The sequence below is a fragment of the Bacteroides xylanisolvens genome (assembly GCF_018289135.1).
GTDB lineage: Bacteria > Bacteroidota > Bacteroidia > Bacteroidales > Bacteroidaceae > Bacteroides > Bacteroides xylanisolvens.
The window spans coordinates 5,776,869-5,796,677 of record NZ_CP072216.1 but is presented as its reverse complement, the minus strand read 5'-3'; the positions used below and the strand labels follow the sequence as shown (position 1 = coordinate 5,796,677).

At 41.5% G+C, this 19,809-nt stretch carries 19 protein-coding genes; 6 read left to right on the top strand and 13 right to left on the bottom strand.

Features of this window, described 5'->3' with window-relative positions; all coding sequences use genetic code 11:
• Position 1 precedes the first annotated feature (1 nt).
• On the top strand, positions 2-1,183 hold the full coding sequence (locus INE92_RS23815) for an ABC transporter permease (protein WP_015532297.1): 1,182 nt from the start codon (positions 2-4) through the stop codon (positions 1,181-1,183).
• Entirely contained in the window at positions 1,184-2,443 is a 1,260-nt protein-coding gene (locus INE92_RS23810) for an ABC transporter permease (protein WP_004307831.1), read from the top strand.
• Between the two features lie 150 nt (positions 2,444-2,593).
• Here INE92_RS23810 and INE92_RS23805 read toward each other — a convergent pair whose 3' ends face one another.
• A complete protein-coding gene (locus INE92_RS23805; RefSeq protein ID WP_004307830.1) occupies positions 2,594-3,157 on the bottom strand; it encodes a porin family protein in 564 nt (187 codons plus the stop codon).
• A 397-nt stretch (positions 3,158-3,554) separates the two neighbouring features.
• Here INE92_RS23805 and INE92_RS23800 point away from each other — a divergent pair, with 397 nt between their 5' ends.
• From INE92_RS23800 to INE92_RS23790, 3 genes are all read left to right on the top strand, one after another.
• Complete coding sequence (locus tag INE92_RS23800) at positions 3,555-3,920, top strand: BlaI/MecI/CopY family transcriptional regulator (RefSeq protein ID WP_004307829.1); 366 nt, start codon at positions 3,555-3,557, stop codon at positions 3,918-3,920.
• Positions 3,921-3,938: 18 nt separating this feature from the next.
• Positions 3,939-5,756 carry a M56 family metallopeptidase gene (locus INE92_RS23795; RefSeq protein WP_015532295.1) on the top strand — a complete coding sequence of 606 codons (1,818 nt, stop codon included), beginning with the start codon at positions 3,939-3,941 and terminating at the stop codon, positions 5,754-5,756.
• Positions 5,757-5,948: 192 nt separating this feature from the next.
• Entirely contained in the window at positions 5,949-7,862 is a 1,914-nt protein-coding gene (locus INE92_RS23790; protein ID WP_015532294.1) for a TlpA family protein disulfide reductase, read from the top strand.
• A gap of 331 nt (positions 7,863-8,193) precedes the next feature.
• On the opposite strand, the gene INE92_RS23785 is transcribed toward INE92_RS23790, so the two are convergent.
• The 8 genes from INE92_RS23785 to mnmA form a co-directional block, all read right to left on the bottom strand.
• Positions 8,194-9,294, bottom strand: a complete 1,101-nt coding sequence (locus INE92_RS23785; RefSeq protein WP_004309381.1) for an Mrp/NBP35 family ATP-binding protein — start codon at positions 9,292-9,294, stop codon at positions 8,194-8,196.
• Positions 9,295-9,388: 94 nt separating this feature from the next.
• Positions 9,389-10,147 carry a tRNA (guanosine(46)-N7)-methyltransferase TrmB gene (trmB, locus tag INE92_RS23780; RefSeq protein ID WP_004309382.1) on the bottom strand — a complete coding sequence of 253 codons (759 nt, stop codon included), beginning with the start codon at positions 10,145-10,147 and terminating at the stop codon, positions 9,389-9,391.
• A gap of 112 nt (positions 10,148-10,259) precedes the next feature.
• On the bottom strand, positions 10,260-10,883 hold the full coding sequence (locus INE92_RS23775) for a DUF975 family protein (protein WP_004314729.1): 624 nt from the start codon (positions 10,881-10,883) through the stop codon (positions 10,260-10,262).
• Positions 10,884-10,928: 45 nt separating this feature from the next.
• Entirely contained in the window at positions 10,929-11,960 is a 1,032-nt protein-coding gene (locus tag INE92_RS23770) for a branched-chain amino acid aminotransferase (protein WP_255344345.1), read from the bottom strand.
• Between the two features lie 39 nt (positions 11,961-11,999).
• Positions 12,000-12,209 carry an exodeoxyribonuclease VII small subunit gene (xseB, locus tag INE92_RS23765; protein WP_004314727.1) on the bottom strand — a complete coding sequence of 70 codons (210 nt, stop codon included), beginning with the start codon at positions 12,207-12,209 and terminating at the stop codon, positions 12,000-12,002.
• A gap of 60 nt (positions 12,210-12,269) precedes the next feature.
• Entirely contained in the window at positions 12,270-13,502 is a 1,233-nt protein-coding gene (gene xseA, locus INE92_RS23760; RefSeq protein WP_211421267.1) for an exodeoxyribonuclease VII large subunit, read from the bottom strand.
• A gap of 12 nt (positions 13,503-13,514) precedes the next feature.
• Entirely contained in the window at positions 13,515-14,870 is a 1,356-nt protein-coding gene (locus tag INE92_RS23755; RefSeq protein WP_015532292.1) for a S8 family peptidase, read from the bottom strand.
• Positions 14,871-14,894: 24 nt separating this feature from the next.
• On the bottom strand, positions 14,895-15,980 hold the full coding sequence (gene mnmA, locus INE92_RS23750; protein ID WP_015532291.1) for a tRNA 2-thiouridine(34) synthase MnmA: 1,086 nt from the start codon (positions 15,978-15,980) through the stop codon (positions 14,895-14,897).
• A 110-nt stretch (positions 15,981-16,090) separates the two neighbouring features.
• On the opposite strand from mnmA, the gene INE92_RS23745 reads away from it, so the two are divergent.
• Positions 16,091-16,954 (top strand): exodeoxyribonuclease X C-terminal domain-containing protein, encoded by an 864-nt coding sequence (locus INE92_RS23745; protein WP_004314722.1) that lies wholly within the window; start codon positions 16,091-16,093, stop codon positions 16,952-16,954.
• Here the strand turns inward: INE92_RS23745 and INE92_RS23740 are convergent.
• From INE92_RS23740 to INE92_RS23725, 4 genes are read right to left on the bottom strand one after another with little or no spacing between them, the layout of a single operon-like run.
• Positions 16,944-17,951: a metallophosphoesterase family protein gene (locus INE92_RS23740; protein ID WP_195436675.1), complete on the bottom strand. Its 1,008-nt coding sequence runs from the start codon at positions 17,949-17,951 to the stop codon at positions 16,944-16,946. The two genes, INE92_RS23745 and INE92_RS23740, sit on opposite strands and share 11 nt — an antisense overlap.
• Before the next feature lie 18 nt (positions 17,952-17,969).
• Entirely contained in the window at positions 17,970-18,452 is a 483-nt protein-coding gene (gene ispF, locus INE92_RS23735) for a 2-C-methyl-D-erythritol 2,4-cyclodiphosphate synthase (protein WP_004308656.1), read from the bottom strand.
• Between the two features lie 38 nt (positions 18,453-18,490).
• Complete coding sequence (locus INE92_RS23730) at positions 18,491-19,105, bottom strand: fumarylacetoacetate hydrolase family protein (RefSeq protein ID WP_087318602.1); 615 nt, start codon at positions 19,103-19,105, stop codon at positions 18,491-18,493.
• The gene (locus INE92_RS23725; RefSeq protein ID WP_004297208.1) at positions 19,105-19,755 is read right to left on the bottom strand and encodes a redox-sensing transcriptional repressor Rex; all 651 of its coding nucleotides are present in this window, start codon (positions 19,753-19,755) and stop codon (positions 19,105-19,107) included. Before INE92_RS23725 ends, INE92_RS23730 begins: the two co-directional genes overlap by 1 nt.
• Between the last annotated feature and the right edge of the window lie 54 nt (positions 19,756-19,809).

Genomic DNA, 19,809 nt, shown 5'->3' with positions numbered 1-19,809 from the left:
CATGAAAGAGAGAGAAAAGAAATATATAGCTTTGTGGCAGGTTATGCAAAGAGAGTGCCGGCGATTGGTATCACGCCCGCTCTATCTCTTCTGTATGGTCATTGCCCCGCTGTTTTGTTATATATTCTTCACCACTTTAATGGATTCGGGGCTTCCCAAGGATCTTCCTGCGGGAGTGGTGGACATGGATGATTCGTCTACTTCCCGTAATATTGTCCGCAATCTGGATGCTTTTTCGCAGACAGGGGTTGTAGCTCATTACAGCAATGTAACAGATGCGCGTATTGCCATGCAGGAGGGAAAAATCTACGGGTTCTTCTATCTCCCCAAGGGTTTATCGGCAGAGGCACAAAGCCAACGGCAGCCAACGATCTCTTTCTATACCAATTACTCATACCTGATTGCAGGCTCTCTATTGTTCAGGGATATGAAAATGATGGGAGAACTCACCTCAGGAGCCGCTGCAAGGACCATGTTATATGCCAAAGGTGCAACAGAGGATCAGGCTATGGCATATCTGCAACCGATTGTTATCGATACACACCCACTGAATAATCCGTGGCTAAACTATTCGGTATACTTATGCAATACACTGATACCGGGAGTACTCATGCTATTAATATTTATGGTAACTGTCTATTCAATCGGTGTAGAAATCAAAGATCGTACGGCTCGCGAATGGTTACGAATGAGTAACAACTCCATTTATATTGCATTGGCCGGGAAGTTGCTTCCCCACACTGTAGTCTTTTTCATTATGGGTATATTCTATAATGTATACCTGTATGGATTCCTGCATTTTCCTTGCAACAGCGGTATATTTCCGATGATATTTGCCACGCTCTGTCTTGTACTGGCATCCCAATGTTGTGGTATTGTCATGATAGGAACCCTGCCGACTCTACGACTCGGATTAAGTTTTGCTTCCCTATGGGGAGTCATATCGTTCTCCATTTCCGGATTTTCATTCCCGGTCATGGCTATGCATCCTGTTTTACAGGCTTTGAGCAATCTATTCCCGTTGCGGCACTATTTCCTTATTTACGTGGATCAGGCGCTCAACGGATATAGTATGGCTTACTCATGGACCAACTATATGGCACTATTAATATTCATGATGCTCCCCTTCTTCGTGGTTCACCGCCTGAAGGAAGCATTGGTTTACTATAAATATATACCCTAAATGAAAGATATAAAATTAAAAGATAAGATAGCTCAAGGCATCAATGACCTGTTTTATATCTGGAAACGGGAGTTTCAGACAACTTTCCGCGACCAGGGGGTACTGATATTCTTTATACTCGTCCCGTTAGGTTATCCGTTGCTATATAGTTTCATCTATGATAACGAAGTAGTGCGTGAAGTTCCTGCTGTTGTTGTTGACGATTCACATTCATCTCTTAGCCGCGAATATCTCCGCAAGGTAGATGCTACGCCCGATGTTAAAATCGTCTCCTACTGTGCCGATATGGAAGAGGCCAAACAAATGCTGAAAAACCGGCGTGCATACGGCATCATTTATATCCCTTCGGATTTTAGTGACAATATTGCCAAAGGAAAACAGACACAAGTGAGCATCTATTGCGACATGAGCGGATTGTTGTATTATAAATCGATGCTTCTTGCCAACACAGCGGTTTCTCTGAATATGAATAAGGATATCAAGATTGCACGCAGTGGAAATACAACCGACCGGCAGGATGAAATCACCGCTTATCCGATCGAATATGAAGAAATCTCTATCTTCAACCCGACTACCGGATTCGCTGCTTTCCTAATTCCTGCAGTACTAGTATTAATTATCCAACAAACATTATTACTTGGTATCGGTCTCGCTGCGGGAACAGCTCGTGAAAATAACAGGTTTAAGGATCTCGTGCCTATTAACCGTCATTACAACGGAACGCTACGAATTGTATTAGGAAAAGGCTTGAGTTATTTCTTGGTCTATATATTGGTAGCTTTCTACGTACTTTATGTGGTCCCAAGATTATTTAGCCTCAACCAGATCGGACAACCCAGTTCATTAGTATTATTTGTTGTCCCCTACCTTGCGGCTTGTATTTTCTTTGCCATGACAGCTTCCATTGCTATCCGCAACCGGGAGACGTGTATGCTGATTTTTGTATTCACGTCAGTCCCCTTGTTATTTATTTCCGGAATCTCTTGGCCGGGAGCAGCTATTCCCCCGTTTTGGAAGTATGTATCTTACATCTTCCCCTCTACCTTTGGAATTAACGGCTTTGTAAAAATCAATAATATGGGAGCTACTCTTAGTGAAGTAGCTTTTGAATATAAAGCTTTATGGTTGCAAGCCGGCATTTATTTCCTTACCACCTGTTGGGTATACCGCTGGCAAATACTAATGAGCCGCAAACATGCAATAGAGCGATACAAAGAATTAAAAGAGAAAGAAAACTTATCCAAGCAGATAAGTGATTAATGAGTGAAAATTACAAGAGAGAGAGTTTACGGTGTATCCTTTCCATAGAGGGTATGCCGTTTTTTTTCGAATAAGAATATAAAAATCCCCCGTTCCAAGAGAGTATAGAACGAGGGATTTTAGAGATATTATAAAGAGAGTATAATAAGTTTAGAACTTGTAACCTACACCGATAGAGAAGTTCATGTTCTTCGGAGCGCCGTCACCATCAGCAATTTTAGTTAATCCAAATTCTCCAGATAAGTCAATAAAGAATTTATTAATTTCATAAGCAACGCCTACACCGAGACCAGCATCAAATCTCTTCCACCCATCATCTCCAAAAACATCATCCTTTTCATCAACTCCATCATATTTATATTTACCTGCAACACCAAATGCAAAATAAGGACCTGCTTTTACCACGATATTCTGATTATCAGCAATGGCAAATCTTGCTGCTGCCAATATCGGCAATTCTAAATACATTGGATTACACTTCACACCATCAGCTTTATAACCTTTAGAAGTAAACATCAAAGATGGTTGAACAGACCACATTTCCGTAAATGCATATTCTGCACCTACACCAACATTAAAACCAATCTTCATGTCTGTGTCTACATCACCTGTAAGATTACTCATATTCATACCTACTTTGGCATTCCAAGAAATCTGAGAATAAGAAACGATAGAAACAAGTGCAAATAGCACAAAAATCAAACCTTTTTTCATATCATTCATTTTTTAGTTGCCTTCCTCTTCCCTCTGGTTAGCATTGTTAGTTAATAGTTTTGTTTTAAGTGCGGGGAATTATTCGCAACCGGTTAAAGCATTGAAACGCACCCTTCCACATTTAACGTATATTTTGTAGCCGCAAATATATTTCATTTATTTTATATAAAAAAATCCTAGATACTCTCTTTTTTGCATAAATGTTATTAAAGTGTGACTATTTAGGCAAAAACAATGCTCATCCGGTCTGTTTTTATGCCTAAATATTTTCAGGATCATATCACAATTAAAATATTCTTGCAAGATTTATACATTTACAATTATTAACCGACTAACTATTGCGTATTTACGAAATATTCGTAGATTTGCGAAGTATTCGTAATTAAACAACATCTCCATGGAAAAGTTAACTATACAAGAAGAAGAAGTAATGATCTACATTTGGGAGTTACAATGCTGTTTCGTAAAAGACATTGTTGCAAAGTATACGCAACCGGCACCTCCTTATACCACAGTAGCATCTATCGTAAAGAACCTTGAGCGGAAAGGATATGTCACGCCGAAACGTGTGGGTAATACCTACCAATATACTCCCGCCATTCGTGAAAATGAATATAAACGTCATTTCATGAGCGGTGTAGTTCGTAACTACTTTGAGAACTCTTACAAAGAAATGGTTTCTTTCTTTGCCAAAGACCGGAAGATTTCGGCCGATGATCTCAAAGATATTATCGATCTTATTGAAAAAGGAAAAGAAGATTAATAGAAAACATTCATCATCATGACTCCGGAACTAGCTTATTTTCTAAAGATAAATGTAGCGATAGCACTGTTCTACGCATTCTATCGGTTGTTTTTTCACAAAGACACCTTCTTCCATTGGCGCAGAATGGCTTTGTTATGTTTCTTTGCCATCTCTTTGCTTTACCCTCTACTGAATATCCAGGGATGGATAAAAGCTCACGAACCGATGGTGGCAATGGCAGATCTTTATGCAACCATCCTGCTTCCGGAGCAAGTTGTGACTCCTACACAAGAGACTGTCATAAATTGGCAAGAGGTTATCATACAGTTCGCTAAAATTATTTATTGGAGCGGAATGTTATTACTTACCGCACGTTTCTTCGTACAACTGGGTAGCATCATCCGATTGCATTTCCAATGCTCAAAAAGCAATATACAAGGAGTACGCGTACATCTATTAAAAAAAGAAACAGGTCCTTTTTCTTTTTTCCACTGGATATTCATACACCCGCAATCACATACGGAATCTGAAATCAGTGAAATCATTACGCATGAAGAGACACATGCCCGTCAATACCATTCGGTGGATGTACTTTTCAGCGAAATAATGTGCATATTCTGCTGGTTCAACCCATTTATCTGGTTAATGAAACGAGAAGTCAGAGGAAACCTCGAATACATGGCAGACCATCGTGTATTAGAGACGGGACATGATAGTAAATCATACCAGTACCACTTATTGGGACTGGCACATCACAAGGCTGCAGCAAATTTATCAAATAGTTTCAATGTTTTACCACTCAAAAATCGTATTAAAATGATGAATAAACGAAGAACGAAAGAAATAGGAAGAACAAAATATCTGATGTTTCTTCCCTTGGCTGCCATCTTGATGATTGTCAGTAACATCGAAATGGTAGCACGTACTACTGAAAAATTTGCAAAAGAAATGATGGGACAAATAACGGAAGAAGTTGCCATGCAAGCTGAAACCACAAATATTCCCGAACTTTCTACAAGAGAAATTCAAAAAATCACTCTTCCGCAAGGTACAAAAGGAAAGGAAGTAACGGAAACACAAATCAAGAGTGTACCGGATTCAGTTGTCTTTCAGGTTGTAGAAGAAATGCCGGATTTTCCGGGAGGGATGAAGGCATTGATGGATTACTTGTCGAAGAATGTCAGATATCCGGCTGAAGCACATGAAAATGGCATACAAGGACGTGTAATTGTAAGCTTTACCGTTAAAAAGGACGGAAGTATAGCCAACACAAAAGTAGAACGAAGTGTCAATCCGTATCTCGACAAAGAAGCCATGCGTGTCATTGCTGCCATGCCTAAATGGCAACCTGGCAAACAAAGAGGGGAAGCAGTAAATGTAAGATTTACAGTTCCCGTTGCTTTCAGACTATCCGATCCAGAACCACCCAAGGCCGAAGAGATCAAACAGTCTGATCTGGACGAAGTAGTTGTAGTGGGATACGGTCCACAGGAAGATTCAACTCCCGGTGCAGTAGGTGTGAAAGGAGAAAACGCAGATCAGGCTTTCACTGTAGTAGAAACAATGCCCAAATTCCCGGAGGGACAAGCCGGGTTGATGCGTTATCTTGCTAGAAGTATCAAATATCCTGTCATTGCTCAAAAAAACAAAGAACAAGGCAGGGTAATCATACAAATGATTATCGGAACAGACGGTAGTTTGTCAAACGTAAAAGTATTACGTAGCGTATCTCCGTCACTGGATGCAGAAGCCATCCGTGTAGTGGGCAACATGCCTAAATGGGAACCGGGAATGCAAAAAGGACAGGCTGTTCCTGTTAAGTATACCCTCCCTATCACGTTCCGGTTACAATAAATAACTTCCCCGATACCGCTCCCTTTCCTCATCGGTGAGGAACGGGGCGTTCATCGGTGGGGGAACCTTCTCCTCCCCGGTGCCGGACATATCTTTCCCCGGTGCCGTAAAAAGTCATTTCTTTTTCAGCTTTTTGCAAGGATAGTTATAAAAAGATCCTTATATTTGTTCGTGTAATAAAACATTATTCACATGAAAAGATTCGCATGGATTATTGGTTTAATATTCTGCACAATCTGCACCATACAAGCCAAAGACAGAGTTATCGAGCGGCCTCCTTTTCTAGCATGGAGCTCCAATAGTATTGAGATTGATAAAATTGTCATGAGTGATACCGTGACAACAGTGTATATAAAGGCTTTTTATCGTCCGAAATACTGGATTAAAATAGCAACGGGCAGTTTTCTGAAAGATAATAACGGAATGCTTTATCCTATCCGAAAGGGAGTTGGAATCACATTGGATAAGGAATTCTGGATGCCGGAATCGGGAGAAGCGGAGTTTCAACTCTTATTTCCCCCAATACCTGAAAATGTAACCAGTCTGGATTTCTCGGAAGGGGACTTCGACGGGGCCTATAAGATATGGGGAATACAATTAGACAAAGATACATTCTATAAACAAAAACTTCCCAAAGAAGCAGTCGTACACAAAATAAACAAGAAAGCGATATTGCCTACTCCAAAGTTGGTTTATGGGACTGCTACACTCAAAGGGAAAATGCTGGACTATCAGAAAGAGATGATGCAACAAATGAAGATGCATATAGAAAGCCCTGCATTGAATGTCCACAACGAACAGAATATCATAAAGATCAAAGAAGACGGCACTTTTCAGGCGGAGGTCAAAATAACGTCCGTTACAAGTGTATCATTAGAACTTCCTTTTGGCTGGATCGAGTGTCTGATAGCTCCCAACGAAGAGACATCGCTCATCATCAATACAAAGGAACTATGCCGTAGACAGGCGCATCTGCAAAAAAAGGATAAAACGTATGGAGAACCTGTATACTTTAATGGTTATCTGGCTAGTCTGCAACAAGAATTAGCTTCCGTAGATATAGATATTGTGTTGAAAAGAGTTTATTACATGGATATGTATAACGACATTGCCGGGAAAAGCGCAGATGAATACAAGGCTTATGTATTGGAGCGTCTTCCATCCATTCGAAAAGAAATTGCACAATCCCCATACAGCAATGCGTGTAAAGAGCTATTAAATATTCAGGTAGATCTGGCAGCGACTGGTAAAATCGCCATGACGGAGAGAGAACTAAAATCAGCATATATCGCTGTTAATAAACTGAATAAAGAACAGACTGACGACTATTTCTACAATACCCGCATTGATATTCCTACAGAATACTATGACACATTGAAAGAGTTCACTTCTATCAACACTCTGAAAGCGCTATACGGTAAATATTACGCATCAACAATATACTTGATAAGTTTTCTGCCAAATTCTTTAGATGTACTTAAAGAGACACTGGGAACGGGACAGGGACCCTTATTCGATAACATTAAATTTAATAAGCTGTATCAATCCATAAAGGATTTTACCCCGTTAACAACAGAGCAGAATGCCGAACTAAAAACTTTTTCTTCCCCGGCATACGCAGAGATGCTTACTCAAACGAACAAAGAAATAATAAAGAAAATAGAATTAAACAAAAGAAAGACAGGCTTCACTGTAAACGAGACGGGACAAGTCTCCAATGAGGACTTATTCCCATCCATTATCTCTAAATTCCGTGGACACACGTTGTTAGTCGATTTTTGGGCAACTTGGTGTGGCCCTTGTCGCACAGCCAATAAAGCCATTACTCCAATGAAAGAGGAATTAAAAGACAAGGATATTATCTACCTCTACATCACAGGCGAAACTTCACCCAAAGCCACCTGGGAAAATATGATTACCGACATTCATGGTGAGCATTTCCGTGTGACAAATGAACAATGGAGTTTTCTGATGTCCAGCTTCAATATCCGGGGAGTTCCCACTTATTTTATTGTTGATCCGGAGGGTAATATCACCTTCAAACAAACTGGATTTCCCGGAGTAGACACCATGAAAAAAGAGCTTATGAAAGCTTTGAATAAGTAATTCGAACGTTAAAAAGATAGTGACGGTATATGCTTAGGATAGTGACGGTATATGATAATGATACCGTCACTATTTCTATCGGATAGCGTCACTATCTTGTAGAGGAAAATCCGCCAACAACAATTGCTATATAAGTATGTCATCATAATTAGTTTATATAATATATTTAGGCACGGATTACGCGGATTATAATATAAGATTATTTTGCAAGAATACGTAATCCTAAAAATCAATAAATAAACGAGCCTCCATAGTCTTTGAAAAGACTACAGAGGCTCGTTTTATATCCTATGGATAACTTACTGCAAAGCTATCCAACTCCAGATTCCACTTATTTATGCATTTCCACGATTTGAGTCGGCGCCATCTCTACATTCCGTCGATCTACTTGGCGAACGACACTGGCAGCCAGGGATAAGAAAGCACGTCCGGTTACGGAATCTTCATCCAACGCAACAGGTGTACCATTATCTCCCCCTTCGCAAATGCTTTGTACGATAGGTATCTGTCCCAACAAAGGAACATTCATCTCTTCAGCCAGTTTCTTTGCGCCTTCTTTTCCGAAGATATAGTATTTATTTTCGGGAAGTTCGGCAGGAGTAAACCAAGCCATATTTTCAACCAAACCAAGGATAGGTACATTTACCTTATCATTGGTAAACATATTGATTCCCTTACGGGCATCTGCCAAAGCCACTGCCTGCGGAGTGCTGACAACAATCGCCCCTGTCATGGCCAGCGTTTGAACAACTGTCAAATGAATATCACTGGTTCCGGGAGGAAGGTCTATCAGAAAATAATCCAACTCTCCCCAAGCTGCATCAGCAATCAACTGTTTCAACGCATTACTAGCCATTCCACCACGCCACAAAGTTGCCTGATCCGGATCGACAAAGAAGCCGATAGATAATAATTTCACTCCATATTTTTCTACCGGAATAATCATGTCACGACCGTCGATACGTTCAGCATAAGGGCGTGCATCTTCCACCTGAAACATCTTCGGCATAGAAGGACCAAAAATATCAGCATCAAGCAAACCTACTTTATAACCTAATTTAGCCAAAGCAACAGCCAGATTCGCAGACACCGTAGACTTGCCTACTCCACCTTTACCGGAAGATATGCCGACTATATTCTTCACTTGCGGAAGGAGCTTGCCAACTTCCGGACGGGCAGCTTGTTTACTTTCCGCTGTGATCGTTACCTGCACATCAGGAGAGACATACGTATGGATAGCTGTTTCCGCAGCCTTCAACATTGATTTCATAAACGGATCAGTCGGTTTCTCAAAGATCAATGAGAAGCTGACAGTCATGCCATCAATACGGAGATTATCGGCAACCATCTCCGCTTCCACCAGATTCTTTCCCGTACCGGGATAACGCACCGTTGCCAATGCATCTAATATCAATTTAGGATAGAGAGTCATTTTATTTACTATTTGACGATTTACTATTTACAATTTAAAATCACCATTCGATTAAGTGTCAGTTCACTTTAAGGGCGATTGTTACTGCACAAAACTATTTACTTGTACTTAATCCGCTACGTTTGCTACGATTGTAACTACGATAAGGATCAAGTTCTATTTCTACATCCGGTTCTTGCAATTGACCTTCCTGCGGAAGCCGGAATTTGATATACTTAATAGCTAAACCACGATCGAGCCATTGTTGTTCATAATAAGTCTTGATACCGAGAATATCATCTACCAAATCGGAATGATATAAATCTTCGGTCATAAACTCAACGGGAAGACGGTTCGCTTCAATCATGTATTTTGTATAGGTAAACATGAAGTTGCTGTCCGTTTTCAGGTGGATAATGCCATTCGGCTGCAAGAATTTACGGTACCGTTCCATAAAATAGGTGGAAGTCAATCGCTTGGTTGCTTTCTTCATTTGCGGATCAGAGAAGGTAAGCCATATTTCACTTACTTCGCCTTCGGCAAAAAAACGTTCAATGATTTCAATATTGGTACGCAGGAAAGCGACATTCTTCATTCCGGCCTGTAATGATTCCGTTGCTCCCGTCCACATACGGGCACCTTTTATATCAACTGCTATAAAGTTCTTTTCGGGAAACATTTTACCCAAGCCGACGGTGTACTCACCACGTCCGCAGCCTAGTTCGAGCACAATCGGATGATCGTTTTTAAAAAACTCCTTATGCCATTTCCCCTTCATGTCAAAAGGCACGTTATCTACTGCCGAATAAGGATATTCGAACACGTGTGGATAACTCGCCATATCGGCAAACTTTTCTAATTTATTCTTTCCCATATCAATCCTGATTAGGCCGCAAAGGTACTGATTTTGACGCAACCGACAAAAAGAAATGGAGCACAGATTTCTCTATGCTCCATTCTTCTATAATATTGAATGATTCGTGTTATTAAATCTCAACATTCACCTCAACGTTTACTTCTACATTTCCACCTTGTTGTGCTTTCAAATCTTCATAGAAAGCTGCACGGGAAATAGCAACATACGGTTGCAGGAAAAGAAATCCGATACCAAAAGTAAAAATACAAAGGATAGCCCAACCAATGAAGCTTAAATCAAGCATGAACAACTTCATCTTGTTCCCTTCCATCATAGCCATACTTTTCTCAATAGCTGCATTGTTTTTCATTTCCGGTTCATCTTTCAAGATAAAAGATGTCATTGCATAAGAATAAGACTTAATGATACCCGGTATAACCAGCAATAATGACCACAAAACTGTATAGACAGTCTGAAGCAACATAGTTACAAAAATACGTCCATAATCCTGGAAACCTTCGAACAAAACACCAAAGTCAATGTCTTTGCCTCTACATACACCAAGCATTACAATAGTAAAACCGTATGCAACCGGAAGTCCGACAAACAATGAACATAATCCGCCAATCACAGGTATAGCAGATAATCCACCGGCAATAACTGAATAAATAAGTGCAGCAACGGCTGCCATAGGCCACTTTCCTCGAAGTGCCTCACGCGCCTGAGCACGCAGTTCTGAGTTTAGTTTTAACATAGTGAATAATATTAATTGATAAATGTGTTATTTCATTATATACAGTTATTCCACAATTGTCACCCAGCCATGTGTATCCGGCTCGTCGCCATACTGAATTCCACGCAGCTTATTGTACAATTTTGTACAGATAGGTCCCGGCTTACCGTCTTTAGAGATAACGTATGATTTTCCGTTTTCCAAATCATCGATACGCTGAATCGGGCTGATTACTGCGGCAGTACCACAAGCACCTGCTTCTTCAAACGTTTCCAGTTCTTCTTCCGGTATCGGACGGCGTTCCACCTTGATACCCATATCTTCTGCCAACTGCATCAAACTCTTATTGGTAATAGAAGGCAGGATAGAAGATGATTTCGGAGTGATATAAGTATTATCTTTAATACCGAAGAAATTGGCAGCACCACATTCATCGATATATTTTTTTTCTTTCGCATCAAGATAGAACTCGCAGGAATAACCCAGATCGTGTGCTTTCTTGTTAGCACGAAGGCTGGCTGCATAGTTGCCACCTACTTTATAAATACCTGTTCCATGAGGAGCGGCACGATCGAACTCACGAATGATAACGTACGGATTGGTAGAGAAACCACCTTTGAAATATGGACCTACCGGAGTTACGAACACTACAAACATATACTCTTCAGCAGGATGTACACCTACTTGGGCACTTGTTCCGATCAACAGCGGACGAATGTAAAGAGAAGCACCGGTTTCATAAGGAGGGATAAAACGTTCATTCAGTTTTACGACTTTCAAAATTGCTTCTTTAAACCGTTCTGTCGGAAGTTCTGCCATCAGAATTCCCTGGCAAGTAGATTGCAGACGGGCAGCGTTTTCTTCCAAACGGAAAATACGTACTTTACCATCCTTTCCACGGAATGCTTTCAGCCCTTCAAAGGCTTCCTGACCATAGTGCAAACAGGTTGCCGCCATGTGCAAATTGAGGTGTTCGTCACTACTAACCTCTAATTCTCCCCATGCACCATTACGGAAGTTGATTCTCACATTGTAATCTGTCTTCATGTATCCGAATGACAGATTCGCCCAGTCTATTTCTTTCATATTGTTATGTATTAGTTTATTTTCTATTGCATTGAAACGCAAAAATAACTTTTATTCTTCAGATAGCCTCTTTTCTTGCAATAATTTTTCGACTTCCCGGTCGGCTTTTGTCAGTTTATCCTTGCAAAAAGCAATAATCTCATTGGCTTCTTTTATTTTCTCACTCAAAATGTCGATATCCAGTTCGTTATTATCTATCTGGCGAACGATCTTTTCGAGACGTTCCATTGCTTGGGAATATGTTTCTTTTTTTGCTGCCACGATGATTGATATTTAATGGTTAATGATGAATGTTCTTACAAATACACAGTCGACGGATAGTTACTTTTCCACCACAGATTGCACTTCTCCTTTCAGCAACCGGGTTGTCAAGCGATCTCCCGGTTTCAGCGAAGATGCATCCGTCACCGCTTTCCCGTCTTTGATTGTAATACTATATCCCCGGCTCAAGAGTTTATCCGGAGAGGCGTCTGCTATTCGCTGTTGTAAAAGTTCCAACCGGTGAGACTGACGGGCCAACAATGCTTTCGCCACTTGTGACAAATCCTTCTTTGCTGCCAGCAAAGAAAAACGAGCATCCGCAAGTTTGCGGTGAACAAGATTGGGAATACGGATTTGGAGCGCCTCCAACCTTCGTTGTTCCTGCTCAAGAAGCATATAAGCTCCCTGTTGAAGACGTACAGATAATTCTTCCAGATGCTCTGCTACTTCCGTTACCTGATGAATCAGAAGCTCGGCAGCAGCCGTAGGAGTCTTTACCCGGGTATGAGCCACAGAGTCAAGCACTGTATCATCGCGTTCATGACCAATACCGGTAATGATAGGTAATGGAAATTGCGCACATGCAGCTGCTAGTAGATAAGTATCAAAACCGGATAAATCGGAAGTAGCCCCACCGCCACGAATAATGACCACTACGTCAAATTCATTGATGCGGGCATTGATACGGTCTAAAGCCACCAATACAGACTCTTCAACCTGATTGCCTTGCATTAAAGCCGGAAAAAGTTCTGTATAAAAATAGAATCCGCCCGGATTGTGCTGTAACTGATGGCAGAAATCTCCATATCCGGCTGCGGTAGCCGAAGAAATGACGGCAACACGTTGGGGAAGAACCGGCATTTCAAGTTCTTTATTCAACGTCAAGACTCCCTCCTCTTCCAACTGCAATAATATTTCCCGACGACGGCGAGCCATATCTCCCAACGTGTAAGCTGGATCAATACCAAGCACCGTCAGACTGTAACCGTATAACTCATGAAACTGAACAGTTACTTTCACCAGCACTTTAATACCGGAGGTAAATAGTTGTCCGGTACTTTCCTCAAAATAGGGTTTCAGCAAGCGGTAGATATTATTCCAAATCATCCCCCGTGCTTTGGCTACGAGATTATTACTACGAGGATCTTTCTGCACAAATTCCAGATAACAATGCCCCGTCGTATTGGAACGGACATCGCTCAACTCTGCCTGTATCCAATATTCATCGGGCAGGCATTGCTCCAGACTACGGCGGACGAGTGAATTCAGTTCTAAAAGGGAAAGAGAATCCATAAAAAAGAACAGTTAACGTTGAGTTGATTGATATGCCTTCCACAAATCAGGAATACCGTATCCATATATATTATCCGGAAAATCAGCTCTGTCACCTGACTGACGCACCAAATCAATAATCTGCTTTGCCGTCAGCTTCGGACAAGCCTGCCACAAACAAGCTACCATACCGCACATAATCGGAGAAGCAAAAGAGGTTCCATTGGCGCGACGAAGATTTCCATCCGTTCCCATCACATCCGAATTTAAACCGACAGCCACTACGTCCGGCTTCACACGTCCGTCAGCCGTATTTCCTACAGAAGAAAACGGCGCCAGTTCTCCTCTTTTTGTTACAGCTCCTACAGTTATGATATTCTCCGCATCTCCCGGAGGAGTAATCTTCTTCCACGAACCGGCACCCGAATTTCCGGCACTGCACACAACTACCATTCCTTTATCGGCAGCCTTCGCAGCTTCCCGGGACATCAGCGCATAATGACCATTCAAGTCACGGTATCTATAATTCTTCGCAGGATCGTCAAATGAGTAGTAACCAAGCGATGTATTCACTAAATCCACTCCTACACTATCGGCAAACTCGATAGCTGCCGCCCAATAATCCTGCTCTACCAAATTTTCCGAATATTCGTCTTCACTACGCAGCAACCAATAAGAAGCTTCAGGAGCAGTGCCAATCATTACATGTGGCTGGTTCATAGCCATACAGGACAATACAGACATTCCATGACTGCTTTCTGCATAAATATCTGCCTCCGGATTCACAAAGTCACGCACACCGAGAATACGGATATTTTTCATGGCATCAATCTTATCCACATTATGGAATCCGGCATCAATTACGGCAATGGTCATTCCCTGACCCTTAAAGCCGGCATCATGCAGGAGATCGACGCGGCTCATAGCCGCTTGCGTGATTGCAGGACCGTAAAGGCTATCGGTGCGCAACGGTTTATTTATCAATGAGTCTCTTTGAAATGCTCTTTGCGTGATACCTTTCCACACCCTTTCTGTAGAACGTACAAAAGGCAGTTGAGCTATTTTGCTGATTAAAGTACTGTCATTACAAGAAACAGTAACGAAATTATCCCATTTCCCGGTCACAAGTACATGAACACCAGTTTTTCGTATGGCATCTACATACGTCCTGCAAACCGGTAAATCGGTAGAATCAATGGGCAATCCCTGTTTTTTTCTCCGCTCAATAGATTTCTTAGACAAATACTTTTCCGGTTTCTGCAAAGAATAGTCCGTAGCCGCTTTGTCTTTCAGACTAATCCGGTATTTTAAGGTATCTCCCGGAATAAATTGGGCAGATACCCCCAGATACATATTTAGAGCGAAAATCAATACTATAAACTTCTTCATAAATTATCTTTCTATTTTAATCAATCATAATTCTTCATTTTCTATAATCACCAGCCCGATTCCTCTTTGGGAAGCGATGAAAGCTCCTCCCAGCACCCGTCTTCCATCATAAAACACAGCAGATTGTCCGGGAGCAATGGCCGAGGCCGTTTCGAGGAAACGTACCAACAAACGTCCGTCTTCCAATCTTTTCACCCGACAGGGAATCGGACGACTGCGATAACGAATCCGCACTGTCAGATTCTCACACCCGAACAGTTCCCGTTCATCCACAATCTTATCCTGCTCCGCCAACATGTATTCAGTTTCCAATTGGTCGGCATCTCCAAGCATCACTGTATTTTTCTGCGGATTAATTTTCAACACATAAGCAGGCTTTCCTAAAGCGATCTCCAGTCCTTTTCGTTGGCCAATCGTATAATAAGGTGCTCCTTTATGTTTCCCCAGTTTTACTCCTTCAGAGTTGACAAACCATCCCGGTCCGATTTCACTATCCAGTTCAGGACACTGCTCACGAAGAAAATCACGATAATCTCCTTTAATAAAGCAGACTTCCATACTTTCTCCTTCTTTCGACTTTGCCTCATACCCTTTCTCCGCAAGATACTCACGGACCTTTACCTTCGTATAATCTCCCAACGGGAAAATGCAACGTTTCAGCACATCCTGCCCCAATCTCCAGAGAAAATACGACTGGTCTTTCTTATCATCGTCTCCGGCTACTATATAAATGTTTCCGTTTTTCTCTTCCAATCGCGAATAATGTCCGGTAGCTACCCATGCACAATTCAACTTATCCGCCCACTCCGTCAGAACACGGAACTTAAACAACGGATTGCACATCACACACGGATTCGGTGTACGCCCCTGCTTATATTCATCTATGAAGTTTTTTACGATGGTCTCTTTAAAAGGAATACGCTCATCTGCCACATAATGTTCAATCCCCATTCGTTCAGCTAACTCCCTGGCGTCCTGCGGTTCATCTCCCCACACACGCATGGTAACTCCTACAATCTCATATCCTTGTTCTTGCAGCATCAAGCAAGTAGCGGTGCTGTCTATGCCACCGCTCATACCTACCAATACTCTCTTGTTTCGTTCTTCCATTCGAATTTTGAAAATTTACATGGTTACAAATGTACGAGATTTCAAAGAGAAAAGTTGCTTTTCTGAAAGAAAATCCTTATATTTGAAATATACCAAAAGCGAGAACAATTATGGCTAACCCTAGATTACCGGGCATTTCCGAAAACGAAGAAGCCTTATTGTATGCCAAATTGAATGAGTACAACCGAGGCAGAGCCTCTTTTAAAGAGGCAGGAGTCTACTTGGTGGTGTTGCCCCGACCGGGGAAACCAAACTATTCCCTTTGGCTGTACTCTCCCCTGCCCGAAAAGCAATCTATTCTTTATATACATGACCTGTCACCGGACATTAACGAATCCCTCCGAATGGCCAGTACAATGTTTTACTATTCAAGGCGTTGCCTTATTCTCATGGATTACAATGAGAAAAGAATGCAGAGTAACGGTGACGACCTTATCTTTTTCGGAAAATACCGGGGACATTTTCTTCATGAAATTTTGAAGATAGATCCTGCCTATTTAAGTTGGGTAGCTTACAAGTTCACCCCCAAAATACCTAAACAGGAACGCTTCGTCCAAATAGCACAGGCTTATCATTCCATACATTTGGATATCATGATCAGAAAGTCGAGAGAGAAACGTTCATCAAGCCGCTATTTGGGAGAATTAGGGGAAAAACTGACTGACTTAAAATTAAAAGTCACACGCGTACGACTGGAAGACGATCCATACAAAACAAGAGTGAACGGCACTACCCCACAGTTTTTTGTCAAGCAGATACTAACTTTAACCGATGCCAGTGGAAACCTGGTTATTATAAGTATTCCATCAAAAAATCCCAGTGCGGTTTCATGCACTCTATCAGGGATAGAACATGAATACCGACTGGGAGATATTATCTACATTGCATCGGCGAAAGTATCACGCCAATACGAAAGCTATGGTTCAAAGTACACGCGCCTTAGCCATGTGAAGTTCGCAAGCCTCAACGTTTAGTCCAATCGTCCTTGACAAAACTTGCCGGATAAGAAATTTTATCCACCACTCCGTCTTTCTGACGAATCCAGGACGTAAATGTACGAGCCCCCTCATCTAATACGATGATACGGGCCCCGTTAGGCAAATGATTATATTCCGTATTTCCACCGGTGAAGCGTCCATAAGCCAGAAGAATATCTTTCCACATCACTGCATAATCATTATCATGATCGTGTCCTACAAACATACCCATCACATCACCCGCTTCTTTCATTGCCGCAAACATTCCCGTATTCAATTTAGGTGCACAAGCTTCCTCCATACGAGTTCCGCGAAGAATCGCGTTTTCGGTACGGGCAGCTTCATTGTATTCAGGAAGAGGAATATGGAAAAAGGCAAGAGCCGGCAAAGGCTGTCCACCATTTTGCGCTTTATAAGCTGCACTCTGCTGGCGATACCAGTTTATCTGATCGAATGTAAGCCATGCATATCCCTTCACATCTTTCAAAGGAGAATAGGAATGAGAATCCATGCAATAAAGCAAAGCTGCATTCTTCTTAACATTAGAAGACGATTTCACGGTTAATACATAGTCCGGCGATAAGACTGTTCCCCGGTCAGGCAATAAATTTCCGGGAACTTTACGGATAATATCATATAACTGTTCCCGTGTCATTCCCTGTTCATTGTCATGATTACCAAAAGTGACCACGAAAGGCAGTTTGCGTTTAACTACCGGTTCCAATACCTGCAACATTCCGGAATCTGCCGGAGCAGAATAAACAACATCGCCGGTAAAAATCACCAAATCCGGGCGTTCATCATCAAGCACCTGATTTATGCGTTCCAAAGCGATATCAGAAGCCCGGTTGCCGTATTTAAAATGCACATCGGTAAATTGCACAATTTTGAATTTACCATCTTTACTAAATTTCAGTTCACTCTTTTGAGCCATACAAAAAGTTGTTACCAACAAAAAGGTAAGTGTTAAGTAAATTTTTAAGAGCCGAATCATATTTATTTGTTTTAGGGGTTAAGAAATCTTCTCTATCAATACGGTAGCATAGGCTGATATACCTTCTTCACGACCCGTAAAACCGAGTTTCTCGGTAGTAGTCGCCTTAATGGAAATATCATCCGCATCAATTCCCATGACAGTTGCCATCGTCTCTTGCATCAAAGGAATATGTGCCTTTAACTTCGGGCGTTCGGCACAAATGGTTGCATCGATATTACCCACTTTATATCCTTTGGTAGCAATCAATTCCACTGTTTTCTTCAGCAGAATTTTGCTATCTATGTTTTTAAATTCTCCAGCCGTATCGGGAAAGTGATAGCCGATATCACGCATATTCGCCGCCCCTAACAAAGCATCGCAAACCGCATGCAACAATACATCAGCATCCGAATGCCCCAACAATCCTTTTGTATGTTCCAAAAGAATACCGCCCAGCCACAATTCACGCCCTTCGACCAGCTGATGTACGTCGAAGCCAAAACCTACTCTTATCTTCATATTTTGTATAACAAATGAGTACTAATGAATAAAAAAGATCAACGGATATAGAAATCCAGCAGTTTTTCCTCTTCCAGATAACCTTGCAAACGCTGTCCGATACTAACAGGACCTACACCGACAGGAGTCCCCGTAAAGAGTAGATCACCGATTTTCAACGTTACAAACTGACTGACATAAGCGATAATATCATCTATCTTGAAAAGCATATCTGCTGTACAGCCACGCTGTACTTCTTTACCGTCGATCAACAGATTGAAGTTCAGATTTTGAATATCTTTATAATGCTCTACCGGAACAAAAGTCCCAATAGCAGCCGATGAATCAAAACCTTTACAAAGCTCCCAGGGGTTCCCCTGCTCACGGAACTTTCGTTGAAGGTCACGGGCTGTAAAGTCGATACCGACTGTCACAGCATCATAATAGCGGTTAGCAAAACGGGGAGCGATATTTTTCCCCAATCGGTTGATACGGACTACCAGTTCCGTTTCATAATGTATCTCGTTGGAAAAGTCGGGGATGAAAAACGGTTTGCCATCTTTCAGAATAGCAGAATCAGGCTTCATAAAAATCACCGGCTCCGTATTTACTTGTGTATGTCCCAGTTCTTTGTTATGCTGGGCGTAGTTCATGCCTACTGCAATAATCTTCATTATTTCTCGTTAAAATTCAATCGGTTAAACATAACAGCCAAATGAGCATATAAAGACGTATTCTGCACCACAATATTCTCGGGTACACGGATTCGGAAAGGAGTAAAGTTCCATACGGCTTTTATACCTCCGTCTACCATCTTATCTGTAATTTCCTGAGCAATATTAATAGGCACGGTCAACACACCGATATTTACATCGTATTCTTTCATCTTTGCCTCAAAATCATCAGAGTGAAAAATAGGAATACCATTCAGGTCTTTTCCCACCAATTCCGGATTCACATCAAAAGCTGCCACAATCTCCAGTCCGAAATGATGCAAACCTGAATCCCGAAGCAAAGCAGCCCCCAGGCTACCTACACCAAACAAGAAGGCTTTGTGCATATTGGTAAATCCAAGAAAACTCTCCAACACTTCAATCAGCGCATCAATGTTATACCCTACTCTCGTGCGCCCGGAGATATTGACGTAGGATAAATCCTTGGCGATTTGAGAAGCGTCAATATTTATTTCTTTAGAGATTTGTGTAGAAGAGACATACTGCTCCCCTTTTTCTTTCATTAGTTTTATGTTGGACAGATACCAGGGAAGTCTGCGCAAGGTAGGCTCCGGCACTTTATCCGCCTCTTTTCGTATAGATGTGCTCATACTTCTTACTAAATTTGGTATTTTGCAAAAGTACAATCTTTTTTGAGACTGACA

Coding starts and splice junctions, on each gene's coding strand:
- mnmA (WP_015532291.1), bottom strand. CDS start 15,980: ATGGAAGAACGAAACAAGAGAGTATTGGTAGGTATGAGCGGTGGCATA.
- INE92_RS23775 (WP_004314729.1), bottom strand. CDS start 10,883: ATGTTAAAACTAAACTCAGAACTGCGTGCTCAGGCGCGTGAGGCACTT.
- INE92_RS23790 (WP_015532294.1), top strand. CDS start 5,949: ATGAAAAGATTCGCATGGATTATTGGTTTAATATTCTGCACAATCTGC.
- INE92_RS23745 (WP_004314722.1), top strand. CDS start 16,091: ATGGCTAACCCTAGATTACCGGGCATTTCCGAAAACGAAGAAGCCTTA.
- INE92_RS23785 (WP_004309381.1), bottom strand. CDS start 9,294: ATGACTCTCTATCCTAAATTGATATTAGATGCATTGGCAACGGTGCGT.
- ispF (WP_004308656.1), bottom strand. CDS start 18,452: ATGAAGATAAGAGTAGGTTTTGGCTTCGACGTACATCAGCTGGTCGAA.
- xseA (WP_211421267.1), bottom strand. CDS start 13,502: ATGGATTCTCTTTCCCTTTTAGAACTGAATTCACTCGTCCGCCGTAGT.
- INE92_RS23810 (WP_004307831.1), top strand. CDS start 1,184: ATGAAAGATATAAAATTAAAAGATAAGATAGCTCAAGGCATCAATGAC.
- INE92_RS23795 (WP_015532295.1), top strand. CDS start 3,939: ATGACTCCGGAACTAGCTTATTTTCTAAAGATAAATGTAGCGATAGCA.
- INE92_RS23815 (WP_015532297.1), top strand. CDS start 2: ATGAAAGAGAGAGAAAAGAAATATATAGCTTTGTGGCAGGTTATGCAA.
- trmB (WP_004309382.1), bottom strand. CDS start 10,147: ATGGGAAAGAATAAATTAGAAAAGTTTGCCGATATGGCGAGTTATCCA.
- INE92_RS23730 (WP_087318602.1), bottom strand. CDS start 19,105: ATGAAGATTATTGCAGTAGGCATGAACTACGCCCAGCATAACAAAGAA.
- INE92_RS23755 (WP_015532292.1), bottom strand. CDS start 14,870: ATGAAGAAGTTTATAGTATTGATTTTCGCTCTAAATATGTATCTGGGG.
- INE92_RS23800 (WP_004307829.1), top strand. CDS start 3,555: ATGGAAAAGTTAACTATACAAGAAGAAGAAGTAATGATCTACATTTGG.
- INE92_RS23740 (WP_195436675.1), bottom strand. CDS start 17,951: ATGATTCGGCTCTTAAAAATTTACTTAACACTTACCTTTTTGTTGGTA.
- INE92_RS23725 (WP_004297208.1), bottom strand. CDS start 19,755: ATGAGCACATCTATACGAAAAGAGGCGGATAAAGTGCCGGAGCCTACC.
- INE92_RS23805 (WP_004307830.1), bottom strand. CDS start 3,157: ATGAAAAAAGGTTTGATTTTTGTGCTATTTGCACTTGTTTCTATCGTT.